Consider the following 24,249-nt stretch of genomic DNA (forward strand, 5'->3'; position numbering starts at 1 on the left):
TCCACCGTGGGGGCACATCTTGGCGATGAAAAGCCGAAGTGCAAGACAAAAATACGACTTTTAGGGCAGGATTTGCCAATTTCGCGGGCATTACTGGCCAATATCGGGCGCTTTTGCCATCAGTATCGCCAGCGGCAACGGAGTATTAGCCAGCAACCGAATGACCGGCAGATTTATGCTGCCAGCAATAGTTGTCTGCTCTCCTTCCGGCGGCAACCGTTTCTCTCCCGACGCGCTTGCCGGAAGCACAGCGTAATGCATCACGGCGCTTGCAATATGAGGTACTCGGACGATGCCGGTGCCGCGGAGTTCGATCAAACCGCAGATCGACGCGGGGCAGGTCGCAATCACGGTTTCGTCTCCTTTGGAGATGAGCACCTGATCGTCGGCGACGAGCACGGAATAGATGCCCATGCGCTGTGCTTCATTGATGCAGGCGAAGGCCAGCATCGACTTTCCCCAGCCGGAGGGACCCATGAAGAGAAGGCCGGTCGTGCCGACGACGATGGCCGTTGCGTGGATGTTTGAAGGCGCGCCCGTCATACGGTGGTATCGGCGGGAAGAGCGAGAATGAAGCGTGCTCCAAGCAGCTTCTCGCTCTCGGGATCGATAATGTTCTCCGCGCGCAGCGAACCACCATGCGCTTCGGCAATCTGGCGACTGATCGATAGGCCGAGGCCCGAATTCTGCCCGAAGCCTTCCGACTCCGGTCGGTCGGTATAGAAGCGCTCGAAGATGCGATCGATATTCTCTGCCTGGATGCCAGGGCCGTTGTCTTCGATATAGACAATGCAGCGCGAGCGGGTTCTGACCAGCCGCACGGTGATCTTGCCATCGTGTTCAGGAACGAAGGAGCGGGCGTTCTCGATGAGGTTGGTGACGACCTGCCCGATGCGCAAGTCGTGGCCGTTTACCACGAAGCGCGTCTTGACGCCCGGTTTGCGCTCGATCGCGAATTCGATCTGCACTTCCTTTTTGCGATTGCGGATTTGCCGCGACACGTCGATGAGGTCGCGAAGCAAAATCTCCAGATCGACCGAACCTGCATCGACCCGCGCCAATTCCGCATCGAGGCGGGAGGCGTCGGAAATGTCGCTGATCAGGCGGTCGAGGCGGCGAACATCGTGCTGGATAACATCGAGAAGCCGCTTTTTGGACTCGTCCGTTTTGGCGAGCGGTAGCGTCTCGACGGCGCTGCGAAGCGACGTCAGCGGGTTCTTCAGTTCGTGGCTGACGTCGGCCGCGAAGCTTTCGATCGCGTCGATGCGATCGTAGAGAGCCGTCGTCATCTCGCGCAGAGCAATGGAAAGGTTACCGATCTCGTCCTGACGTGCCGAAAAGTCCGGGATTTCCTCGCGCTCCCTCGCGCCGCGGCGGACACGAATGGCGGCCGCCGACAGACGCCGCAAGGGATTGGCGATCGTCGACGAGAGGACGAGAGACAAGAGAACGTTGACGAGGGTCGCGACCCCGAACACGCGCATGATGCCCAGGCGCTCGGCGTGGACGATGTTGTCGATATCTCCGGCCTGCGTCGACAATAGCAGCACGCCAAGGACGGCGCGGAAGCGCTGGATCGGAACGGCGACCGACACGATCAGCTCGCCCTTCTCGGTGGTGCGAACCACAGCGCCGCGCACGCCGGTCAGCGCGTTCATCACTTCCGGATAAATAGAGCCGTCGCCGCCCGGGGCTTCCTTGTAGAGAGGCAGATTTCCAGGCTGCAGGACCTTGTTGAAGATGGTCGTGAACCACTGGCCCCAGGTCTGTTCTTCGTCATCGACCGGCGGCAGATCAAAGCGCAGGACCTGACCGCGTGAATAGAGGTGGCGCGAATCGAGCAGCAGGTTGGCGTCAGCGTCGAAAATCCGCGCCCGGGTTCTGGTCGGCGAAATCAGACGGCGCAGGACCGGCGCGACCTTCTCCGGATCGATCGGGAACTCGAGGTCCTCGTCGTTCGGAACTGGCGTAATGCTCTGCCCGGCCTGCAGTTCGAGCAGCTTTTCCGGGTCGATGGTGATCGAGTTGGTGTCGACTGAGGCCGAGGCCGAGACGGCACCGGCGATGATTTCGCCCTGCGTCAGAAGGCTTTCGACGCGGGCATCGATCAGCCCTTCGCGAAACTGATTGAGATAGAGAATGCCACCGACGAGAACGACAAGCGCCGCGAGATTGAAGAACAGGATGCGACGCGTGAGGCTCGAAAAGACGGCGTTGCCGAAGATGCGGCGGATGATCGTGAAGGGATGCGACCAACGGCGTCCCCTGACGCGGCGGCTGCTTACGCCTTCCGCCTCATCCAGATCCCTTTCCTGCACCAACTGCGCCAACGATAGGCCCTTTCGGAGAGCGGGTCGCTTTCGCGATCACCACTCTCGACAATTCTCAGATGCCGCGCCGCTTGGGCGTCAGGCTGCTTCGCGGAAGCGGTATCCCACTCCGTAAAGCGTTTCAATCATATCAAAGTCGATATCGACCATCTTGAATTTCTTGCGAAGCCGCTTGATGTGGCTGTCGATGGTGCGATCGTCGACATAGACCTGCTCGTCATAAGCCGCGTCCATCAGCGCGTCACGGCTTTTGACGACCCCCGGACGCTGGGCCAACGAATGCAGGATGAGGAATTCGGTGACCGTTAGCGTCACCGGCTCGCCTTTCCAGGTGCAGGTGTGGCGTTCCTGGTCCATGACCAGCTGACCGCGCTCGAGTGAGCGAGCGAGCTGTTGTGCCGTGCCCGGCTTTGGAGCGGCACCGCCGGCTGCGGCGGCAGCCTCGCGGCTCGATGCACGGCGCAGAACAGCGCGCACCCGCTCGACCAGCAGGCGCTGTGAGAATGGCTTGGTAATAAAGTCATCCGCGCCCATCTTCAGGCCGAACAGCTCATCGATCTCCTCATCCTTAGAAGTGAGGAAGATGACCGGCATGTCGGATTTCTGTCGCAGGCGGCGCAGGAGTTCCATGCCGTCCATGCGCGGCATCTTGATGTCGAAGATGGCAAGCTGCGGCGGGCGGGCGAGAAGACCATCGAGGGCGGAAGCGCCGTCCGTATAAGTCTCGACCTTATATCCTTCAGCCTCAAGTGCGATCGACACCGAGGTGAGGATGTTGCGGTCGTCATCAACGAGCGCGATTGTCGGCATGGTATTCGTCTCCGTCATCTATGCGCGTCTCCAGGAATTTTGAAGGTCCCCCAGGCGGCCTTTCTGAACCGGATGCGCTTATGGGGATAAAGGTGGAACAAATTGTGGCAAAGATAAAGGGTGGGATTGTCGCAAAGTTTTGAAGACAACCAAAGGCTGTGTTGTCAATTTGACGAGCGACTTCTGATTCAAACGATTTAAAATAAAGCGGAAAAATTTAAATCGATTAATAGTTTGATATTACTACATTTTATAGATTTTCGGCTCTTGCGTTTTAAAAAACCAGCCCGTACGGTCAGCCTCAGTTCTTAACGGCACGAGCCTCAAGGGAAGGGAAAGACCATGGAGCTGTTCGGAGTCCACAACCCGGCGATAGAGCTGGCGACGATCGGTTTGGGGAGCGCAAACAGCGCTCGCTATAACTTTACCGCCGCCTCCCTCTATGAAGAATCGATTCGCCGGGGTGAGGCTGAGCTGACCGCCCATGGCGCCTTGCGGGCCCTGACGGGCCAGCACACCGGCCGTTCGCCGAGGGACAAGTTCGTCGTACGTGACGCCAAAACCGATGGCGAGATCTGGTGGGACAACAACAAGCCGATGTCGCCGGAGCACTTCGCGCTGTTGAAGCAGGACATGCTCGCGCATGCCGCCGGCAAGGATCTGTTCGTTCAGGACCTCATCGGAGGTGCTGACGAAAACAACGCGCTGCCGACCCGTGTTGTCACGGAGCTGGCCTGGCATTCGCTGTTCATTCGTAACCTGCTGATCCGCCCAGAGCGCCCGACGCTCGAATCCTTCGTCCCGAAGCTGACGATCATCAACCTGCCGACCTTCAAAGCCGATCCAGCGCGTTACGGCTGCCGCACAGAAACGGTCATCGCTTGCGACCTGACGAATGGCGAAGTGCTGATCGCCGGCACCTTCTATGCCGGCGAGATGAAGAAGTCGGTCTTTACCGTGCTGAATTACCTGCTCCCGGCAAAGGGCGTCATGCCAATGCACTGCTCGGCCAATGTCGGTCCGGCTGGGGATTCCGCTGTCTTTTTCGGCCTTTCGGGCACCGGCAAGACGACGCTTTCGGCGGATCCTGCCCGCACGCTGATCGGCGACGACGAGCACGGGTGGGGTGAGGATGGCATCTTCAACTTCGAAGGCGGCTGCTACGCCAAGACGATCCGTCTCTCGGCGGAAGCGGAACCGGAAATCTACGCAACGACGCAGCGCTTCGGCACGATTCTCGAAAACGTCGTTCTGAACGATGAACGCGAACCCGACTTCAACGACGGCTCGCTGACGGAGAACACACGCTGCGCCTACCCACTGGATTTCATTCCGAACGCCTCCAAGACCGGCCTCGCCGGTCACCCGAAGACAATCATCATGCTGACGGCCGATGCCTTCGGCGTCATGCCGCCGATCGCTAAGCTGACGCCGGATCAGGCCATGTACCACTTCCTTTCCGGGTACACCGCCAAGGTGGCCGGTACCGAACGGGGCGTGACCGAGCCGGAGGCGACGTTCTCGACTTGCTTCGGCGCGCCGTTCATGCCACGCCATCCGTCGGAATACGGCAATTTGCTGAAGGATCTGATCGGTCGCCACGGCGTTGAATGCTGGCTCGTCAACACGGGCTGGACCGGCGGGGCTTACGGCACCGGCAAGCGGATGCCGATCAAGGCGACCCGCACGCTGCTGGCCGCAGCACTCTCGGGTGAGCTCGGCAAGGCAGACAGCCGCGTCGACCCGAACTTCGGCTTTGCTGTTCCCGTTGTGGTGCCGGGCGTTGACACGGCCATCCTCGATCCACGTTCTACGTGGCAGGATCCGGTCGCCTATGATGCGCAGGCTAGCAAGCTCGTGACGATGTTCATCGAGAACTTCGCGAAGTTCGAAGGCCACGTGGATGGCGGGGTGCGCGATGCGGCTCCGGGGTTTCGCGCCGCCGCTGAATGATGCGCCAAAACATTGATGATTCACGTGAAACCCGGCGGTCTCCGCCGGGTTTCTTTGTCTGTTCCCAAGGGCCGGCCGATGTGAGATAGAAAATGTATGGCCAGCGAACCGCTTTACATCAACGATCGAATTATCATCGCCGGGTGGGAGTTGACCGAGCAGTTCGTTCTGGCGGGCGGCCCCGGCGGGCAGAACGTCAACAAGGTCTCGACAGCAGTCCAGCTCTTCTTCAACATCCCAAACTCACCGTCCTTGACGGAGCGGGTGAAAGCGAATGCCGTGAAACTGGCCGGGAAGCGCCTCTCGAAAGAGGGCGTGTTGATGATCGAGGCAAGCCGCTTTCGCAGCCAGGATCGCAACCGCGAAGACGCGCGCGAGCGGCTGAAGGAACTGATTCTCGAGGCGGCAAAACCGCCACCGCCACCGCGCAAGAAAACCAAGCCGACAAAGGGGTCGGTCGAGCGCCGGCTGAAGGAGAAATCGGGCCGTGCGGAGGTGAAGAAGATGCGCGGGCGACCGCTCGGAGATTGATATGCTGAAGCTTCCGAACGGCGTCAGTCATCGTCCTGTTTATCTGGACCGGCCGCGACAGCAGGCTTTGGTGGATATTGTCAGGTCGATCGTGGCGGGTGCGCCGCTCTTCGTGCCCGTCATGCCTGGCACCGGCAAGCCGATGTCAGTGCGCATGACGAATTGCGGACCGCTCGGTTGGGTAACCGACAAGGAGCGCGGCTATCGCTATCAGCCGACCCACCCCGTTACGGGCAAGCCCTGGCCGGACATGCCTGTGGAATTGATCGAGATCTGGAGCGACGTCTCTGGCTATGACAAGCCGCCACAGGCCTGCCTCGTCAACTTCTACTCCGACGAGGCCCGCATGGGACTGCATCAGGACAAGGATGAACAGGACCTTGCAGCGCCTGTTGTGTCGATCTCGCTCGGCAATAGCTGCCTGTTTCGCGTCGGTGGCCTCGCGCGCGACGACCGCACGCTTTCCTTCAAGCTCTCAAGCGGCGATGTCGTGATCTTGGGTGCGGAAGGGCGCCTTTGCTTCCATGGCGTCGACAGGATCTATCCATCGACGTCGACCTTGCTGAAGAGTGGCGGCCGGATCAATCTGACGCTTCGCCGGGTAACGGCCTAGAGCTTCCTCAATGCGACCTGTTCTATCAGGTGATTGTTGCCCTTGCGCAGGATAAGGTCGGCACGCGGGCGCGTCGGGAGGATGTTTTCCCGCAGGTTCTTCAGGTTGATGTTTTCCCAGAGGCCTTCGGCAATCGTCAGCGCTTCCTCCTCGCTGATCGAGGCATAGCGGTGGAAGAAGGAGTGGGGATCGCGAAACGCCGTTTCGCGCAGCCGCAGGAAACGCGTCACATACCAGTCGTGAATCCGGCTTTCATCCGCATCGATGTAGATCGAGAAGTCGAAGAAGTCGGAAACCATCGGAACGATCTTGCCGCCAGCCGGCAGGTCGCGCGACTGCAGCACGTTGATGCCCTCGAAGATCAGAATATCCGGCCGATCGACGATCTTGTACTCGTTCGGCAGCACGTCATAGACAAGATGCGAATAGGACGGTGCCTTGACGTTCGGCTGCCCAGCCTTGATCGCGGCCAGGAAACGCAGGATCGCGCCGGTGTCGTAGCTCTCGGGAAAACCCTTGCGCTGCATCAGGTTTTCACGCTGCAGCACGGCATTCGGGTGCAGGAAGCCGTCCGTGGTGACAAGATCCACCTTTGGACTGGACGGCCAGCGCGACAGCAGTTCCTTCAGGATACGGGCGGTCGTCGATTTGCCGACAGCCACGGAGCCGGCGATGCCGATCACGAAGGGAGTCTTCGCGACGTTGGAGAGGCTGAGGAAGCGATTGCGCTGCTCGAACAGCAGCTGCGAGGATTCCACATGCGCCGACAGAAGGCGCGACAGCGACAGATAGATGCGCCGCACTTCATCGAGGTCGATCGGGTCGCCCATGGAGCGCAGCCGCTTGACCTCGTCCCCCTTCAGGGTGAGCGGCGTATCCGCCCGGAAGCGCGCCCATTCCTCGGAAGAAAAGAAGTGATAGGGCGAATAGGCATTCGCCTGAAAATGATCGAGCGTTTCGGGCGCTCCGATGAGCTGTCTTGCGATACTCATGAACTTTGCCGGCTCGCCTTTTCTTTCAGGCCGGATTGAGCGGTACGGCGCTCAAGCTCCGCCATGACACTTTGCAACGGAATGCCTGCGACCTTCAATACGACCAATAGGTGATAGAGCAGGTCGGCGGCTTCATAGGTAAGGTTTTCGCGGTCATCGGCGATCGCTGCCATCACGGTCTCGATCGCCTCTTCGCCGAGTTTCTTGGCCGCTTTTGGCTGACCGGCAGAAACGAGCTTTGCCGTCCAGGATTCTTCCGGAGAGGCCTTCGATCGCGCATCGACGATCTTTTCCAGGTCGGCGAGGGTAAATTCGCTCATGATTCCGCTTTCCACTCAGTCCAGACGCATGTCGATGCCGCACGACGACATATAGCGCTTCGCTTCCCCGACGGAATAGGTACCAAAGTGGAAGATCGAAGCAGCCAGAACGGCATTGGCATGTCCTTGCTTGACCCCGGCCACGAGATCATCGAGGTCGCCGACGCCGCCCGAAGCTATCACCGGCACCCGAACCGAATCCGCTATGGCACGCGTCAGTTCGAGATCGTAGCCGACCTTCGTCCCGTCCCGGTCCATTGAGGTAACAAGCAGCTCGCCGGCGCCACGCTCGACCATTTTCCGAGCGAAATCCACGGCATCGATGCCGGTCGCATTGCGGCCACCATGCGTATAGATCTCCCAGGCGCTGACATCGCCTTGGACAGGCACTGTCCGCCGCTTGGCGTCGATCGAGACGACGATGCACTGGTCGCCGAACTTGTCGGCGGCCTCCGCAACGAAATCCGGATTGTTGACGGCGGCCGAGTTGATAGAGATCTTGTCCGCGCCACAAAGCAGCAGCTTGCGAATGTCAGCGATGGTGCGAACGCCGCCGCCGACGGTGACAGGCATGAAGCATTGCTCGGCGGTGCGAGCGACGACATCGAAGATCGTCTCGCGATTGTCCGAGGAAGCGGTAATGTCGAGAAAGCAAAGTTCGTCGGCGCCGGCGGCATCGTAGGCCTTGGCGGCCTCGACCGGGTCTCCGGCATCTACCAGATTGACGAAGTTGACACCCTTGACGACGCGGCCGTCCTTGACGTCGAGGCAGGGAATGACGCGAGCCTTGAGGGTCATTGCGCAGTCTCCTTTGCGCGTGCGGCTGAAATCAGCGCCAGCGCTTCTTTCGGGTCGATGCGTCCATCATAGAGCGCGCGGCCGGAAATCGCACCCTCGAGCTTGCGTGCGTCAAGCTCGAGCATCCGCTTCACGTCCTCGATCGAAGCAAGGCCGCCGGACGCGATGACGGGGATCGATACGGCTTCGGCAAGCTCGAGCGTCGACGACCAGTTGATGCCGGCAAGGATGCCGTCGCGGTCGATGTCGGTGTAGATGATCGCGGCAACGCCGGCGCCCTCGAACTTCTTCGCGAGCTCGATGACGCCGAGCTCGGAGGCCTCGGCCCAACCTTCGACTGCGACTTTGCCGCCCTTGGCATCGATTCCGACAGCAACACGGCCGGGAAACTTCTTGCAGGCTTCAATCACGAGCGCAGGATCGCGCACGGCGATCGTTCCGAGAATGACGCGGGCAAGGCCGCGCGACAGCCAATTCTCGATATGGTCGAGTGTACGGATGCCGCCACCAAGCTGAACGGGGTTCTTCGTTGCCTTCAGGATCGCGTCGACAGCAGCGCCGTTGACGCTTTCGCCAGCAAAGGCGCCATTCAAGTCAACGACATGCAGCCATTCGAATCCCTGGTCTTCAAAGGCCTTCGCCTGGGCTCCGGGATCGGGATTGTAGACGGTTGCCTGGTCCATATCGCCAAGCTTGAGGCGAACGCACTGCCCATCCTTGAGGTCGATTGCGGGAAATAGGATCATTCTGTCAGTCCTTGCAATGCGCGAGCTCAAGGCTTCCAGCGCAGGAAATTGGCAATCAGGGCGAGGCCGAGATTCTGGCTCTTTTCGGGATGGAACTGGGCTCCGGCCATGTTGTCGCGACCGACGAAGGCGGTGATCGGGCCGCCGTAATCGGCCGTCGCGAGCACGTCGGCGGGGTTTTTCGCCGCCAGATGGTAGGAATGCACAAAATAGGCATGCAGCCCGTTCGGCCCCGTCGGAATGCCGTCGAACAACGGGTGGGGGGATTTCAGATCCAGCGTATTCCAGCCGATCTGTGGAATCTTCAGATTGGCATCACCTGGCGTCATTTCGACGACATCGCCGGGTATCCAGCCAAAGCCATCCGTGACGGTCTTCTCGAGACCGCGCGATGACATAAGCTGCATGCCGACGCAAATACCAAGGAAGGGCCGGGCCTTCTTCTCAACCACATCGATCAGAGCGTCCGACATGCCGGAAACGGCATCGAGGCCGCGTCGGCAGTCGGCATAGGCGCCAACACCCGGCAGCACCACGCGATCGGCGGCGGCTACAACCTCGGCCTTGTCGGTCAGATCGATCACGGCATCGATGCCGACTTCCCGTGCGGCCCGTTCGAAGGCCTTCGTCGCCGAACGCAGGTTGCCGGAACCGTAGTCTATAATTGCGACGCGCATTCAGCGTCCTCCATCAAAACCAAAGAGACCGAGCGAGGTGGCGTTGCCGTGTCGCGGGGCATGGGCTGCGGGATCCCATTGCGGCGACGGCGCCGGGCGGCTGTCGTCGGCGTCGGTCTGGACATTCAAAAAGTAGATTTCTTCTGCGGTCTGCAGCGAGTCGGCGGAAACGAGGTCGGCCTCAGCCCAGCCCTTCGCAACCAGATTGCGGATGCGAAGATTCTGGCCCTCGAGCGCCACCAGCAGACTGGTGCCGAAGGTGATCGCAACGCCGACGGGCCAGAGGTCTGCGCGGTCTGCCAGCGCACCGCCAAGGCTTTGCAGGAGAAATGCCGCGATGGCGTAGAGCCACAGCTGGTGGAAGGCCAGCCATATCCAGGGGAAGAGAAACCCGAGCACGGTAAAACCGTCGCGAATGAAGCGCGTCTTCTCGTGGTTGGAGTCTGTTCCGCTAGGCGCAGTCAGAACCAGATAGCTGGAAGTCATGTCGTCAAGCTCCCTCAGGGGGCTCAGACGAGCGTGCCCTTCGTCGAGGGAACACGGCCCGCCTGTCTCGGATCGATCTCTGTCGCCGTACGCAGCGCGCGGGCAACGGCCTTGAAGCACGTCTCTGCAATATGGTGGTTGTTGGCACCATAATGGTTGAGAATATGCAAGGTGATGCCGGCGTTCTGGGCAAGCGCCTGGAAGAATTCGCGAACGAGTTCGGTGTCGAACGTGCCGATCTTCGGCGCACTGAAGGTGACGTTCCAGACAAGGAAGGGGCGACCGGAGAGGTCGACGGCTGCCTTCGTCATCGTCTCGTCCATGGCGAGGTCGATCGATGCATAGCGCGTGATGCCGCGGCGGTCGCCGAGTGCCTTGGCAATCGCCTGGCCGATCGCGATACCGGTGTCTTCCACTGTATGGTGGTCGTCGATATGGAGATCGCCCTTGGTCTCGATTTCCATGTTGATCAGCGAATGTCGTGACAGCTGGTCGAGCATATGGTCGAAGAAGCCGACGCCAGTCGAAATTTTCGACTTTCCGGTGCCGTCGAGATTGACGGAAACGGAAACCGAAGTCTCGTTCGTCTTGCGGGACACGGTACCCGTGCGGCTTGCTGCGGTCTCGGCCATAAGGCTGCTCCATCGGGAAATACGGGCGTTCCTTATCAGGCGTGCCGCGAAATATCCAGAACCGCGGCAGCAGAAAAAGACGCCATTTGCAATCGGCATTCACGCACTTACATAGGGCTCGACAGGGCCGGCGTTCGGCCCGACACAACAAGCCCGGCAGACGGGCAAAGGTGAATAGATGACAACGATTATTACAGTTCGAAAGGGCGGTAAGGTCATCATGGCCGGCGATGGTCAGGTAAGCCTCGGCCAGACCGTGATGAAGGGCAACGCCCGCAAGGTGCGGCGCATCGGCAAGGGCGAGGTTATTGCCGGTTTCGCAGGCGCCACTGCGGATGCGTTCACGCTCCTCGAACGCCTCGAAAAGAAGCTCGAGCAATATCCGGGGCAGCTGATGCGCGCCGCCGTCGAGCTTGCCAAGGATTGGCGCACGGACAAGTATCTCCGCAACCTCGAAGCCATGATGCTCGTCGCTGACAAGCAGGTGACGCTGGCGATAACAGGCAACGGCGATGTTCTCGAGCCGGAGCACGGGGCCATGGCGATCGGTTCGGGTGGCAATTATGCGCTCGCTGCGGCCCGCGCCCTGATGGACACAGACAAATCCGCCGAAGAGGTCGCGCGTCGCGCCCTCGATATTGCCGCCGATATTTGCGTCTACACGAACCATAATGTGGTGGTGGAAACGCTCGACGCCGAAGCTTGACCCGGTTTCAAAGATTCACGCCCCGATGGGATATTCGATATGACCACATTTTCCCCCCGCGAGATCGTTTCCGAACTTGACCGCTACATCATCGGCCAGCATGAGGCCAAGCGCGCGGTGGCAATCGCGCTGCGCAACCGTTGGCGTCGCCACCAGCTCGATCCGGATCTACGCGACGAAGTGATGCCAAAGAACATCCTGATGATCGGCCCGACCGGTGTCGGCAAGACGGAAATCTCTCGCCGTCTCGCCAAGCTGGCGGGCGCGCCCTTCATCAAGGTTGAAGCGACCAAGTTCACCGAAGTCGGTTACGTCGGACGCGACGTGGAGCAGATCATCCGCGATCTCGTCGAGGTTGGCATCGGGCTCGCACGCGAGAAGAAGCGGAGCGAAGTGCAGGCAAAGGCGCATATGAGCGCCGAGGAACGCGTTCTCGATGCGCTCGTCGGCGCCACGGCCTCGCCGGCGACCCGTGACAGCTTCCGCAAGAAGCTGCGCAACGGTGAACTTGATGACAAGGAGATCGATATCGAGATCGCCGACACCGGTACCGGCATGGGTGGCTTCGACATTCCCGGCATGCCGGGCGCAAATATCGGCGTGCTCAACCTCTCCGAAATGTTCGGGAAGGCGATGGGTGGCCGCACCAAGAAGGTCCGCACGACGGTCAAGGCATCCTACACGGATCTGATCCGCGACGAGTCCGACAAGCTGATCGACAACGAAGTTATCCAGCGCGAGGCGGTTCGTGCGGTCGAGAATGACGGCATCGTCTTCCTCGACGAGATCGACAAGATCGCCGCTCGCGACGGCGGCATGGGTGCCGGCGTTTCGCGCGAAGGCGTGCAGCGCGACCTGCTTCCCCTGGTCGAAGGAACGACGGTGTCGACGAAGTACGGGCCGGTGAAGACGGACCACGTCCTTTTCATCGCCTCCGGCGCATTCCATGTCTCCAAGCCGTCCGATCTGTTGCCGGAATTGCAGGGTCGTCTGCCGATCCGCGTCGAACTGCGCGCGCTCACAAAGGAAGACTTCCGCCGTATCCTGACGGAAACCGAGGCGAGTCTTATCAGGCAGTACAAGGCGCTGATGGAAACGGAAGGCCTCACCCTCGAATTCACTGACAATGGCATTGATGCCCTGGCTGATGTGGCCGTCCACTTGAATTCGTCTGTCGAAAACATCGGCGCCCGTCGCCTTCAGACCGTCATGGAGCGCGTTCTGGACGAAATCTCGTTCAATGCTCCGGATCGCGGCGGCTCGACCGTGACGATTGACGCCGACTACGTCCGAGAGCACGTCGGTGACCTGGCGCAGAACACAGATCTGTCCCGGTTCATTCTGTGATGAACAAGCATCGGGTCCGGTCCTTACTGATGTGACGCCGCGATTTTGACAGCTTGGACTCTCGACAGCGGGCCCTTTACTTTTTAGTGAAGGGCCCGTCTCGTTATCGGCGCCAGCATTATTCGGCCAAGATTGTGGTCCAGTCAGCGCGCTTCGCGACAATGCCAAAATGATGGGAATGCTGATCGTGCGACGCCTTATGACAAGCCTCCTGATTGTTGCTGCGGTGCTGACCTCGGTGCCTGCTTTTGCCATGCAGGTGGTGCCGTCAGGTAATCGTCATGCCGAGCAACCGGATGTTCCGGACGCCTCGGTTCGTCGCACCAAAGGCACGAAGAGCTCGTTCGATCGGAAATACGAGAAGGTCCGTGACCTCTTGGCCACGGATCACGAACTGATGGGCAAGATCAAGAAAGTTTCGGCCGCTTATGGCATCGACCCGATCCACGTGGTCGGTGCGATCGTCGGCGAGCATACCTACAATGTCGACGCCTATGACCGCCTGCAATCCTATTACGTGAAGGCCGCTTCCTATGCCGGCCAGAGTTTCCGTTTCGCCTATGATGGCGAGGACGTGGACGATTTCGTCAAGCGGCCGGAGTTTGCTGAATGTAGCGGCAAGGGCGATTCCTACACGTTGTGGAGCTGCCGTGAGGACGTCTGGGAAAGGGACTTCCGAGGCAAGACGGTCGGTGGCAAGAGCTACCCGAACAACCGCTTCAGTGCCGTCTTCTTTCAGCCCTTCTACGCTGGTCAGACCTTCGGCCTCGGCCAGATCAACCCGCTGACCGCGCTGATGCTCTCGGATCTCGTCTCCAAGGTCTCAGGTTATGAAAAGGTGAACGAGAGGGACGCCGGTGCCGTCTACAAGGCAATCATGGAGCCCGATATCTCGCTTGCCTTCGTCGCTGCCTCCATCCGCCGCTCGATCGACGATTACAAACAGATCGCCGACATGGACATTTCCAAGAATCCGGGCCTGACCGCCACCCTCTATAATGTCGGCAATTCGCGCCAGCGCGCGGCGGCCCTGGCGGCCAAGAACCGCGCTTCAGGCGAAACCGTCTGGCCGGAGGAAAACTATTACGGCTGGTTGGTCAACGACAAGCTGGACGAGTTGGAGCGCCTGCTCTAGCTTCCGCCTTGCCGGGAAGAGTTTAGAATCTTCCGCGAAAGGCTGAATTCTCATGGACATGCGTCCGGATCCCTTTGAACCGCCGGCACCGTTGCCCCGCACGGTGCCACCGAGCCGCCTTGAGATCATCCGCACCATCCTGCGCAATCCGCTGGAGCTCTGGGGCGAGCCTTCCTACACGCTGCCGTGGATCCAGACACGGTTCTTTCGGGAAAGAACCCTGATCGTCAATGATCCCGGTTTGATCCGCCATGTTCTCGTCGACAATGCCACGAACTACCGCATGTCGGATATTCGCCAACTCATCTTGCGCCCGATCCTGCGTGACGGCCTGCTGACGGCGGAAGGAGAGGTTTGGAAGCGATCCCGCAAGGCGGTATCACCGGTCTTCACGCCGCGCCACGCAAACGGCTTCGCCGGGCAGATGCTTCGCCAGTCCGAGGACTACGCGATAAAATACGAATCCGCTGGCAGAGACGGCAAGGTCTTCGAGATTGCCGCCGACATGACGGAACTGACCTTCGCCATGCTCGCCGATACGCTGTTCTCAGGCGAGATCGTCACCTCCTCCGATAGCTTTGCCGACGACGTAAACGCACTCCTCCACCGCATGGGGCGCGTCGACCCGATGGATCTCCTGCGCGCGCCCTCATGGGTTCCGCGCGTCACCCGCATCGGCGGTCAAAAGGTGCTGGACAAGTTCCGAAACATCGTGCGCCAGACCATGGATGCCCGGCTCGCGCGTATGCAAGCCGATCGAGCCTCCGCGCCGGACGACTTTCTGACCTTGCTCCTTGATCAGGCTGCAACCGGCGGGCTGACGAACGACGAGATCGAAGACAATATTCTCACCTTCATCGGCGCGGGCCACGAAACGACGGCGCGGGCGCTCGCCTGGACGCTCTATTGCGTCGCCAACACGCCGCACATCCGCGAGGCGATGGAGGAGGAGATCGATCGCGTGCTGGCCCAGGATGTCGAGCCGGTAAAATGGCTCGATCTGATGCCTTACACGCGTGCCGCCTTCGAGGAGGCGCTGCGGCTCTATCCGCCGGCGCCGTCGATCAATCGCGCCGCCATCGCCGCCGATCGCTGGACCGATGCGAAAGGCGAAACGGTCGAGATCGAGGCCGGAGTCACCGTTCTCATCATGCCGTGGACGCTCCATCGTCACGAGCTCTATTGGGACAAGCCACGCGCCTATATCCCGGAACGGTTCCTGCCGGATAATCGCGCCAAGATCGGGCGTTTCCAGTTCCTCCCGTTCGGCGCGGGTCCGCGGGTCTGCATCGGCGCGACCTTTGCCCTGCAGGAGGCTGTTATCGCTCTGGCCGTGCTGATGCACCGGTTCCGCTTCGATATGACGGACAAGACAAGGCCATGGCCGGTTCAGAAACTGACGACGCAGCCGCAAAACGGCCTGCCGATGCGCGTCACGCCGCGGTCTTTGTCCGTAGCGGCATAAATCTTTCGAATTATTGCATAATTGACTATGAATGAAAGCCGCGCAAAGTGGCAGCATGAAAAAGCTGCCGTGGTCTTGGGAGACATTGAATGAGCCGCATCGATAAAAACGGTCTTGCTGTTGAAGCCGTCCTTCATGAGTTCCTGGTGAAGGAGGCGTTGCCCGGCCTGCAGATCGATGCCGACAAGTTCTTTGCAGATTTCTCGGCCATCGTTCACGATCTGGCTCCGCGCAACCGCGAACTGCTTACCAAGCGCGATGCACTTCAGCTTCGAATCGATGATTGGTACCGTCAGCATGGCGCGCCGACCGACATGGAAGCGTACCAGGCGTTTCTGCGGGATATCGGCTATATCCTGCCGGAAGGCTCCGATTTTCAGGTATCGACCGCCAACGTTGATCCCGAGATCGCCTCGATCGCCGGTCCGCAGCTCGTCGTTCCCGTCATGAATGCGCGCTATGCGCTGAACGCCGCCAACGCGCGCTGGGGCTCGCTCTACGATGCGCTTTACGGGACCGATGCGATTCCCGAGAGCGATGGCGCCGAAAAGGGCAAGAGCTACAATCCGCAGCGCGGCGAGAAGGTCATCGGCTGGGTTCGCAATTTCCTCGATACCGCTGCTCCGCTCGACAGCTGGAACTGGAAGGATGTCGCGACCTTTGCTGTCAGGGATGGTGCACTCGTCATCACTTCGACCGACGGCGAGCATGTTTCGCTGACCGATGCGGCGCATTTTGCCGGCTATCTGGGCGATGCCGCGGCGCCGACGCAGATCCTGTTAAAGAACAACGGCATCCATATCGACATCGTCATCGACGCCTCGACCGCGATCGGCAAGAGCGATCCGGCGCACATCTCCGACGTCTGGCTGGAATCGGCGATTACGACGATCATGGACTGCGAGGACTCGGTTGCAGCAGTTGACGCCGAAGACAAGGTCGTCGTCTATCGCAATTGGCTCGGCCTCATGAAGGGCGACCTGCAGGAGGAGGTGTCCAAGGGTGGCTCGAGCTTCATCCGCAAGCTCAATCCCGATTTGGAGTACAGCGGCCCGACCGGTACGCCCTTCGAAGTGCATCGCCGGTCGCTGATGCTCGTGCGCAACGTCGGCCATCTCATGACGAATCCCGCCATCCTCGATCGTGACGGCAACGAAGTGCCGGAAGGGATCATGGACGCCATGATCACCGGCATGATTGCGCTCTACGACGTCGGCCCCAATGGCCGGCGCAAGAATTCCCGCGCCGGTTCGGTCTATGTCGTCAAGCCAAAGATGCATGGACCCGAGGAAGTCGCCTTCGCTGCCGAGATCTTTTCGCGCGTCGAGGATGCCCTCGGCATGGCGCGCAATACCATCAAGATGGGCATTATGGACGAGGAGCGGCGCACTACCGTCAATCTCAAGGAGTGCATCCGCGCCGCCCGCGAACGCGTCGTCTTCATTAACACCGGTTTCCTGGACCGCACCGGCGATGAAATCCATACCTCGATGGAAGCCGGGCCGATGATCCGCAAGGGCGATATGAAACAGGCTGCCTGGATCGGCGCCTACGAGAACTGGAACGTCGACATCGGCCTTGAATGCGGTCTTTCCGGCCATGCGCAGATCGGCAAGGGGATGTGGGCCATGCCGGATCTGATGGCGGCGATGCTGGAGCAGAAAATCGCGCACCCGAAAGCCGGCGCCAATACTGCCTGGGTTCCGTCCCCAACCGCTGCGACGCTGCACGCGACCCATTATCACCGCATCAACGTCGCTCGCGTTCAACAGGGTCTGAAGGACCGTGCGCGCGCCAAGCTCTCCGATATTCTTTCTGTCCCCGTAGCGGTTCGTCCGAATTGGACGCCGGAGGAAATCCAGCGCGAACTCGACAACAATGCCCAGGGCATTCTCGGTTACGTTGTCCGCTGGGTCGATCAGGGCGTCGGCTGCTCCAAGGTGCCCGACATCAACAATATCGGCCTTATGGAAGACCGCGCGACGCTGCGAATCTCCGCCCAGCATATGGCCAATTGGCTGCATCATAAGGTCACGACCGAAGCGCAGATTGCCGAGACGATGAAGCGCATGGCCGCAGTCGTCGACCAGCAGAATGCATCCGATCCCGCCTACGTGCCAATGGCAACCGATTTCGACGGTTCGATCGCCTTCCAGGCGGCACTCGATCTTGTCTTGAAGGGCAGGGCACAGCCGAACGGCTATACCGAGCCTGTCCTCCATCGCCGCCGCCTCGAACTGAAGGGCAAGCAGGCTTAAGAACAAATCAGTAGAAAAGGCCGCCGAAAGAATGTTCCGGCGGCCTTTCTAATACCCCATTTCGGCAACAGCTTACTGGATAACGATGACCTTCGAAGTCGTCTTGCCCGGACGTACGCGGCTGTAGAGGTCGATAACGTCCTGGTTCATCAGACGAATGCAGCCCGAGGAGGCCGCGGTGCCGATCGAAGCCCATTCCGGCGTGCCGTGCAGGCGGAAGAGGGTGTCCTGACCCTTTTCGTTGAAGAGATACATGGCGCGCGCGCCGAGCGGGTTGCTGAGGCCAGGGCCCATGCCATCTTCGACATACTTGGCAACTTCCGGCTTGCGCTCGGCCATTTCCTTCGGCGGATGCCAGGTCGGCCATTCCTGCTTCCATGCGACATAGGCCGTGCCTGCCCAGGCGAAGCCCTGCTTGCCGACACCGATGCCGTAGCGCATCGCCTTGCCGCCGGGCAGGATGTAATAGAGGAAGCGCTCGCGGGTGTTGACGATGATCGTGCCCGGACGCTCGGTGGTTTCGTAAGAGACGATCTGGCGGCGGAACTGCGGCTTGACCTTTTGGATCGGGATCGCCGGCAGCGAATATCCGGCATCCGTCGTCACGCCATAGGCGTCGTCGAAGATCTGCGCGGTCTGGACGGTCGGGCCCGGCACGGCCTTGTCTTCAACGGAGGCGCTCTCGGTAGTCGAAGAGCAACCGGCCAGAGCGAGCGTCGCCATCAGGCCGAATACAGGAAATGCATTGCGGATACGCATGGATGTCTCTTAGGAAATGGGCAAGAGGAAACGGTCTTTTGAACCATCTTTGATTATGGTTTATTTTCGATTAACTTTGCCTTTGCAAGCTGTTGCAGTGCGGCAAAATCAATACGCAGCGGCAAATTAGAAGCGCATGGTTTTTTTGCAACAACGCGCGCGCCAGACCTACGGTTATCCATGACGATTTTGAGTGTTTACAATAACAATCCGTTAATAGACGGCCGGCAGTCGGACAGAGCTATGCTCGTGCGGCGCGGGACTCAGATTTTACTTCATGAGATGCGTCACGCCGTGTTGCCGGAGCTGTCGCTTGCGAGCGGACGCCGGGCGGATCTGATCACCATTTCGGAGAAGGGCGAAATCTGGATCATCGAGATCAAGACCTCGATCGAGGACTTTCGCGTCGACCGCAAGTGGCCGGACTATCGCCTGCATTGTGATCGGCTGTTTTTCGCCACGCACAAGGATGTTCCGCTTGAGATTTTCCCCGAGGGCTGCGGGTTGTTTTTATCGGATGGCTACGGCGCGCATATGATCCGCGAGGCGCCCGAACATCGCCTTGCGCCAGCGACGCGTAAATCTGTGACGCTCAATTTCTCCCGCGTAGCCGCCCAGCGCCTGCTGATGGCCGAATGGGCAAACGGCAAGCCGTTTGAGGTCGACGATATTTAGGGTTATTTCGGCGCGCGCTTGGCGAGGATCCGCTGCAGCGTGCGGCGATGCATATTGAGCCGCCGCGCGGTCTCCGAAACATTGCGCTCGCACATTTCATAGACCCGCTGGATATGCTCCCAACGCACACGGTCGGCTGACATCGGGTTTTCCGGTAGCTCTGCTTTCTCGCCCGCCCGCTGCGTCAGGGCGGCATAGACGTCGTCCGCATCGGCGGGCTTTGCCAGGTAATCGACCGCGCCGAGCTTCACAGCGGTAACGGCTGTTGCAATATTGCCGTAGCCGGTCAGAACGATGATCCGGGTATCGTCGCGGCGCTGGCGGATTGCCTCGATTACGTCCAGACCGTTGCCATCACCAAGCCGCAGGTCCACGACGGCATATTTCGGTGGATGGCTCTTGGACTTGGCAACACCCTCGGCGACTGACTCAGCTGTCTCGACCGTGAAGCCGCGTGTCTCCATCGCGCGCGCCAGACGGCGCAGGAAGGGACCGTCATCGTCAACGATCAGCAAGCTGGCGTCCGGACCGATATGATCCGCATTGGCGAGGGAGGATTCGTGGTCAAGCTCGTTCATATCTATCAATCCCGGCGGCTGCCCCGCCTGATATAAGTCAATTATTCAGCTTTTTCATTATGCCCATAGCGTCATTTTGTCGAATTCGCATCGATCAGCATGCGCGGCCATTCGACACGGACACGCGCTCCGGCGGCTTCCGGCATGCGGTTCTCGAAGACCAACGACGCGCCGGATCGTTCCAGGAGCGTCTTGGCGATAAAGAGGCCAAGTCCCAGCCCACCGGCCCGGTCCTCCCGTTGCCGCTTCGTGACGTAGGGCTCGCCGATCCGGGTCAGGATATCGGAAGAATAGCCCTCTCCATCGTCCTCGATGGTGATGCGGACCTTTCTCAGATCGTGTTCGACCGTGACCGTTACCTTGTCGCGCGCGTAGTCGACGGCGTTCTCGATGAGATTGCCGAGCCCGTACATGATGCCGGCATTGCGGTCGGTGATAGGCTCGCCCTTGCGCGGGCTCTTCTCGATGAGCTCGAGTTTGATCCCGAACTCCCTGTGCGGCGCCACGATCTCTTCCATCATGGATGAGAGCGGCAGCCGCCGAAGATGGGCCTCGCCCTCTGCCGAGAGCGTCGCCAGCCGCCGCAGGATGTCGCGGCAGCGCTCGCTCTGGCTGCGCAGGAGTTGCACGTCCTCGCGAAAGCGATCGTCATCCTTCAGTTCCCGTTCCATTTCCTTGGCAACCACGCTGATGGTGGCAAGCGGCGTTCCGAGTTCGTGTGCCGCTGCTGCGGCAAGACCGTCCAGCTGCGAAAGGTGTTTCTCCCGCTGCAGCACGAGTTCGGTTGCCGCCAGCGCGTCGGCGAGCTGGCTCGCCTCCATTGAGACCCGGTATGCATAGAAGGCGGCGAAGGCCATGGTCGATGCGATCGAGCACCAGACGCCGAACTGCATCACCGTGTGCACATTGATCTCGACCCCGTCGAACCACGGCAAGGGAAAGGGTGAAAAGGCAAGGATGGTGATGCAGACCATCGCAATGAAAATGAGCACCGTGCTGAAGCGGATCGGCTGCGATGCGAATGAAATGATCACGGGAACGCAGACGAGCGCGGCGAAGGGATTAGCAAGGCCGCCGGTGATGAAGAGCAGTGCGCAAAGCTGCAGAAGATCGAAACCGAGCAGTGCGAAGGCGGCGCCTGGGTAGAGCCGGTGCGTCGGCGGATAGCGGATCATCAGGTAGAAGTTGACCGCCGCCAGCGCCGCGATCAGCAACCCGCAGGCAATAAGCGGAAGCGGAAACGTCAGCCAGAAGGCAACGATGAACACCGTCACGGCCTGGCCGCCGACGGCAAGCCATCTCAGCCGCACCAGCGTCTGCAGTCTCAGGCGCCTGCTGTTGTGCCTGTCCTCTTCCGACGAACTTTCGACAGTATCGACCATTTGACATTCCTTGAGCCATGCTAGGGCTCATGTACCACGCGGTTTTGCCCTTGTCGTCGGCGGGGCGTCCTCCGGCCGTTCCGGCCAGGGGTGCTTGGGATAGCGGCCGCGCATGTCGGCGCGCACGTCCTTCCACGATCCGGCCCAGAAGCCCGGCAGGTCGCGTGTCGTCTGGATCGGCCGGTGTGCGGGCGACGTCAGTTCCAGAAGCAGCGGCAGCCTTCCGCCTCCAATTGCCGGGTGCTGCTTGAGGCCGAAGAGTTCCTGCACGCGGATCGTCAGAGTCGGCTCCTCGCCGTCGTACTGGATCGGATGTCGCTGTCCCGTCGGCGCGTCGAAATGCGTCGGGGCGAGGCGGGAAAGATCCCGCTGCAGCTCGTGCGGGATCAGCGCCATCAACCCGTTCGAAAGAGCATTCGAGGAAATGTCGGAAATCCCGCGGGCATCCGTCTGGTAGGGAACGAACCACTCGTCCAGCCGCGCAAGCAGTGCCTGGTCGCTGACATCAGGCCAAGGATCGCCGATGTTGCGATGAAGAAAGCCGATGCGTTCACGCAGCTGCATGGCTTCCTTGGAAAAGGGCAGCAGTTCCAGCCCCAGCTCGCGCACGCCTACCGCCAGCGCGCGGCTGACGGCTTCGCCAGTTGGACGCGGCAGTGGCGTCTCCTCGAAGACAATGGCGCCGAGCCGCGTCGCGCGCCGGGCCCTGACCTGCCGGCTCTGGCGGTCGAAGAAGACCTGATTGTCGGTGGAAATGGCGCCAGGTAGCTCTTCCTCGATCTCGCCACGCGAAACCTCTGCTGCAGCCAGAATTCGCCCCTGCGCCGCCCGGCCGGTCAAGTCGGCGATGACGAGCATCTGGGTGCCGGCAAGTCGCTCGGTTTCCGGCAGCTCCGCACCGCGCCCGTTCGCCATCAGGAATCGGCCTCTGCCGCCGCGTTGCAGCGCGATTCGGTCGGGAAAGGCGTGCAGCAGAAGGCGTCCCGCCTGGCTCGGTTCAGTTGACTTTGCGACATCGAGACCCTTGGCCAGTCGAGCCGCCAGCTGGCGCGCGCCCTCCGCGCGCTCACCTCGTTCCGACCGGAAGCGTCGCATCCGTTCCTCGAGGTCAATACCGGGACCACCGAGGGCCTGTTCGGTCAGCAGCACGGCAAGGGCGGCCGCATCTCTCGCTTGCCCAGTCTCGCCGGCTGAGATCACCATGGCGGCCAAACGTGGCGGCAGCGCAAGGTCACGCATCATCCGTCCGCGCGGGGTGAGTGCGCCGTCCTTGTCAAGCGCGCCGAGTTGCAACAGGAGCGCGCGCGCCTCCGCCAGCGTCGTCTCCGGCGGCTGGTCGACGAAGGACAGCACGCGGGCATCCTGAACGCCCCAGTGGGCAAGGTCGAGGACCAGACCGGAGAGATCACTGGAGAGAATCTGCGGCGGCGTGAAAGCCGGCAAGGCCGCGGTCTGTCCCTGATGCCAGAGGCGGATGGCGATGCCGGGCTCGGTTCGGCCGGCTCGCCCGGAACGCTGGTCGGCGGAGGCGCGAGAGACGCGCACCGTTTCCAGCCGTGTGATGCCGGTTGAGGCCTCGAACACCGGAAGCCGCTGCAAGCCGCCATCGATTACGATCCGTACGCCGTCGATGGTGATCGATGTCTCGGCAATCGAGGTGGCGAGCACGATCTTGCGCGTCCCGCCTTCGGCCGGTCGGATTGCCGCGTCCTGTTCTTTCTGTGTCAGGTTGCCGTAGAGGGGCGCAATCAGTGTCTCCGGCCCGAAGCGTCCTTGGAGCCGCTCCGCCGTGCGGGCGATCTCCGCCTGGCCGGGCAGGAAGGCGAGGATCGATCCGCTTTCACTGGCATGGGCGTCGACGATCGCACGTGTCATCGCATCCTCTATGCGTTCGCCGCCCGGCCGATCCTTGTAGCGGACGTCAATCGGATAGCTTCGCCCCATGCTTTCGATAACAGGCGGCTGGTCGAGAAGCGCAGCAACGCGCGCAACGTCAAGCGTCGCCGACATCACCAGCAGGCGCAGGTCGTCGCGCAAGGCGGATTGTACGTCGAGCGCCAACGCCAGGCCGAAGTCGGCGTCCAGCGAGCGTTCATGAAACTCGTCGAAGATGACGGTCGAGACACCCGAGAGTTCCGGATCCTCGAGGATCATGCGCGCGAACACGCCTTCGGTCACGACCTCGATGCGGGTCTTGGCGGAAACCCTGGTGTCGAGCCGCATGCGATAGCCGACCGTTTCCCCCACAGTCTCGCCAAGCAGCGAGGCCATGCGGCTGGCGGCCGCGCGTGCTGCCAGCCGCCGCGGTTCGAGAAGTACGATCTTGCCGTCGCCGCGCCAGTCCTGCCTCAGCAGATAGAGCGGTACGAGCGTCGTCTTGCCGGCGCCCGGCGGCGCCGAAAGGACTGCGCGCCCCTGTGCACCGAGTGCTGCCCCGATTTCGGGAAGAACATGCGAAACCGGAAGCTCCGGCAAGGAAGTCATAGGGGTCACGTCGGTGTCTTCGTTTCGTTGGCGGGAATGGTGCCGGCCCCCACCATTCAGGACAAGCGCCGGTCATTCCCCACGTGTCGGATCGAAAACGAAACTACCGATGCTGCCCTATCGCGTGCAAGTCATGCCGACATTCGGACTGCGGCGGAGCCCAACAGCCCCAAATGATACAGCCCAAAGTCGTGGCGACCGAAACAGCACAGGCAGGGGTCGCCGCCTCCGCACCAAAAGCAATCCGAAACCGCGCTTCCAGAATATATCTCAATCGAATCAATCTGTTACAAAAATGTCAAAAAACTTTGTCTGGCGCTGTTGACTTAGAAAAGGGGTAGGATCTATAAGCCCCCTCACTGAACGAGGGCGGCGGCGCTGCTGGCGACGAAGTCCTTCGCTCTCAAGTTTCTTTTAAGATTGGCTTAGTTGCTGATTGGTTCCTTGGACTTTTTGGTTTGAGGCGAGGAAATTCGACCGGGGTATCTGGTCTGTTATTTGACAATTGAAGATGAGAAGAAAGAGAAACGTGGGCGGCGGAGCTTGCGGGACCGGAAGAGATTTCGGTTCTT

Annotated in this window: 23 protein-coding genes; 9 read left to right on the top strand and 14 right to left on the bottom strand. The window is 60.6% G+C overall.

Going from position 1 to position 24,249, the window contains the following annotated elements; all coding sequences use genetic code 11:
• Nucleotides 1-90 precede the first annotated feature (90 nt).
• The 3 genes from AF71_RS27745 to AF71_RS27755 form a co-directional block, all read right to left on the bottom strand.
• Complete coding sequence (locus AF71_RS27745) at nt 91-543, bottom strand: serine kinase of the HPr protein, regulates carbohydrate metabolism (protein WP_018859429.1); 453 nt, start codon at nt 541-543, stop codon at nt 91-93.
• Nucleotides 540-2,303 carry a sensor histidine kinase gene (locus AF71_RS27750; RefSeq protein ID WP_245268010.1) on the bottom strand — a complete coding sequence of 588 codons (1,764 nt, stop codon included), beginning with the start codon at nt 2,301-2,303 and terminating at the stop codon, nt 540-542. Before AF71_RS27750 ends, AF71_RS27745 begins: the two co-directional genes overlap by 4 nt.
• Nucleotides 2,304-2,408: 105 nt before the next feature.
• The gene (locus tag AF71_RS27755; RefSeq protein ID WP_192241849.1) at nt 2,409-3,140 is read right to left on the bottom strand and encodes a response regulator transcription factor; all 732 of its coding nucleotides are present in this window, start codon (nt 3,138-3,140) and stop codon (nt 2,409-2,411) included.
• Between the two features lie 342 nt (nt 3,141-3,482).
• Here AF71_RS27755 and AF71_RS27760 point away from each other — a divergent pair, with 342 nt between their 5' ends.
• From AF71_RS27760 to AF71_RS27770, 3 genes are all read left to right on the top strand, one after another.
• Nucleotides 3,483-5,093, top strand: coding sequence for a phosphoenolpyruvate carboxykinase (locus AF71_RS27760; RefSeq protein ID WP_018859432.1), 1,611 nt, complete (start codon nt 3,483-3,485; stop codon nt 5,091-5,093).
• A gap of 96 nt (nt 5,094-5,189) precedes the next feature.
• Nucleotides 5,190-5,624 carry an alternative ribosome rescue aminoacyl-tRNA hydrolase ArfB gene (gene arfB, locus AF71_RS27765; protein WP_018859433.1) on the top strand — a complete coding sequence of 145 codons (435 nt, stop codon included), beginning with the start codon at nt 5,190-5,192 and terminating at the stop codon, nt 5,622-5,624.
• 1 nt (nt 5,625) lies between these two features.
• A complete protein-coding gene (locus AF71_RS27770; protein ID WP_169683914.1) occupies nt 5,626-6,237 on the top strand; it encodes an alpha-ketoglutarate-dependent dioxygenase AlkB in 612 nt (203 codons plus the stop codon).
• Here the strand turns inward: AF71_RS27770 and coaA are convergent.
• Genes coaA through hisB form a run of 7 tightly spaced genes read right to left on the bottom strand, consistent with a single transcriptional unit; the run spans nt 6,234 to nt 10,888 of the window.
• Nucleotides 6,234-7,229: a type I pantothenate kinase gene (gene coaA, locus AF71_RS27775; protein WP_018859435.1), complete on the bottom strand. Its 996-nt coding sequence runs from the start codon at nt 7,227-7,229 to the stop codon at nt 6,234-6,236. The genes AF71_RS27770 and coaA overlap by 4 nt on opposite strands.
• Nucleotides 7,226-7,549, bottom strand: coding sequence for a phosphoribosyl-ATP diphosphatase (locus AF71_RS27780; RefSeq protein ID WP_018859436.1), 324 nt, complete (start codon nt 7,547-7,549; stop codon nt 7,226-7,228). The genes coaA and AF71_RS27780 overlap by 4 nt, the downstream gene beginning before the upstream one ends.
• A 15-nt stretch (nt 7,550-7,564) precedes the next feature.
• Nucleotides 7,565-8,347: an imidazole glycerol phosphate synthase subunit HisF gene (hisF, locus tag AF71_RS27785; protein WP_018859437.1), complete on the bottom strand. Its 783-nt coding sequence runs from the start codon at nt 8,345-8,347 to the stop codon at nt 7,565-7,567.
• Nucleotides 8,344-9,093 (bottom strand): 1-(5-phosphoribosyl)-5-[(5-phosphoribosylamino)methylideneamino]imidazole-4-carboxamide isomerase, encoded by a 750-nt coding sequence (gene hisA / locus AF71_RS27790; RefSeq protein WP_018859438.1) that lies wholly within the window; start codon nt 9,091-9,093, stop codon nt 8,344-8,346. Before hisA ends, hisF begins: the two co-directional genes overlap by 4 nt.
• Before the next feature lie 26 nt (nt 9,094-9,119).
• A complete protein-coding gene (gene hisH / locus AF71_RS27795; protein WP_018859439.1) occupies nt 9,120-9,770 on the bottom strand; it encodes an imidazole glycerol phosphate synthase subunit HisH in 651 nt (216 codons plus the stop codon).
• The gene (locus AF71_RS27800; RefSeq protein ID WP_169683915.1) at nt 9,771-10,256 is read right to left on the bottom strand and encodes a DUF2628 domain-containing protein; all 486 of its coding nucleotides are present in this window, start codon (nt 10,254-10,256) and stop codon (nt 9,771-9,773) included.
• Nucleotides 10,257-10,279: 23 nt separating this feature from the next.
• The gene (gene hisB / locus AF71_RS27805; protein ID WP_018859441.1) at nt 10,280-10,888 is read right to left on the bottom strand and encodes an imidazoleglycerol-phosphate dehydratase HisB; all 609 of its coding nucleotides are present in this window, start codon (nt 10,886-10,888) and stop codon (nt 10,280-10,282) included.
• 178 nt (nt 10,889-11,066) lie between these two features.
• Between hisB and hslV the strand changes: the two genes are divergently transcribed.
• The 5 genes from hslV to AF71_RS27830 all read left to right on the top strand — a co-directional run bounded on the left by hslV (nt 11,067) and on the right by AF71_RS27830 (nt 17,799).
• Nucleotides 11,067-11,594, top strand: a complete 528-nt coding sequence (gene hslV / locus AF71_RS27810) for an ATP-dependent protease subunit HslV (protein WP_018859442.1) — start codon at nt 11,067-11,069, stop codon at nt 11,592-11,594.
• A gap of 39 nt (nt 11,595-11,633) precedes the next feature.
• Nucleotides 11,634-12,941, top strand: coding sequence for an ATP-dependent protease ATPase subunit HslU (gene hslU, locus AF71_RS27815; protein WP_018859443.1), 1,308 nt, complete (start codon nt 11,634-11,636; stop codon nt 12,939-12,941).
• Nucleotides 12,942-13,128: 187 nt separating this feature from the next.
• Nucleotides 13,129-14,076 carry a DUF1402 family protein gene (locus tag AF71_RS27820; RefSeq protein WP_169683916.1) on the top strand — a complete coding sequence of 316 codons (948 nt, stop codon included), beginning with the start codon at nt 13,129-13,131 and terminating at the stop codon, nt 14,074-14,076.
• Between the two features lie 52 nt (nt 14,077-14,128).
• Entirely contained in the window at nt 14,129-15,541 is a 1,413-nt protein-coding gene (locus tag AF71_RS27825; RefSeq protein ID WP_169683917.1) for a cytochrome P450, read from the top strand.
• Between the two features lie 89 nt (nt 15,542-15,630).
• On the top strand, nt 15,631-17,799 hold the full coding sequence (locus tag AF71_RS27830; protein ID WP_169683918.1) for a malate synthase G: 2,169 nt from the start codon (nt 15,631-15,633) through the stop codon (nt 17,797-17,799).
• Nucleotides 17,800-17,871: 72 nt separating this feature from the next.
• Here the strand turns inward: AF71_RS27830 and AF71_RS27835 are convergent, their stop codons facing one another.
• Nucleotides 17,872-18,558: a L,D-transpeptidase gene (locus tag AF71_RS27835; RefSeq protein ID WP_018859447.1), complete on the bottom strand. Its 687-nt coding sequence runs from the start codon at nt 18,556-18,558 to the stop codon at nt 17,872-17,874.
• Between the two features lie 180 nt (nt 18,559-18,738).
• On the opposite strand from AF71_RS27835, the gene AF71_RS27840 reads away from it, so the two are divergent.
• Nucleotides 18,739-19,233, top strand: coding sequence for an MmcB family DNA repair protein (locus tag AF71_RS27840; protein WP_026372086.1), 495 nt, complete (start codon nt 18,739-18,741; stop codon nt 19,231-19,233).
• 2 nt (nt 19,234-19,235) lie between these two features.
• Here AF71_RS27840 and AF71_RS27845 read toward each other — a convergent pair whose 3' ends face one another.
• From AF71_RS27845 to hrpB, 3 genes are all read right to left on the bottom strand, one after another.
• Nucleotides 19,236-19,811 carry an ActR/PrrA/RegA family redox response regulator transcription factor gene (locus AF71_RS27845; RefSeq protein ID WP_018859449.1) on the bottom strand — a complete coding sequence of 192 codons (576 nt, stop codon included), beginning with the start codon at nt 19,809-19,811 and terminating at the stop codon, nt 19,236-19,238.
• A 71-nt stretch (nt 19,812-19,882) separates the two neighbouring features.
• Nucleotides 19,883-21,193: an ActS/PrrB/RegB family redox-sensitive histidine kinase gene (locus tag AF71_RS27850; RefSeq protein WP_169683919.1), complete on the bottom strand. Its 1,311-nt coding sequence runs from the start codon at nt 21,191-21,193 to the stop codon at nt 19,883-19,885.
• A gap of 27 nt (nt 21,194-21,220) precedes the next feature.
• Nucleotides 21,221-23,686, bottom strand: coding sequence for an ATP-dependent helicase HrpB (hrpB, locus tag AF71_RS27855; protein ID WP_169683920.1), 2,466 nt, complete (start codon nt 23,684-23,686; stop codon nt 21,221-21,223).
• Nucleotides 23,687-24,249 lie beyond the last annotated feature (563 nt).

The organism is Rhizobium sp. 57MFTsu3.2 (assembly GCF_012932765.1).
Lineage (GTDB): Bacteria > Pseudomonadota > Alphaproteobacteria > Rhizobiales > Rhizobiaceae > Rhizobium > Rhizobium altiplani.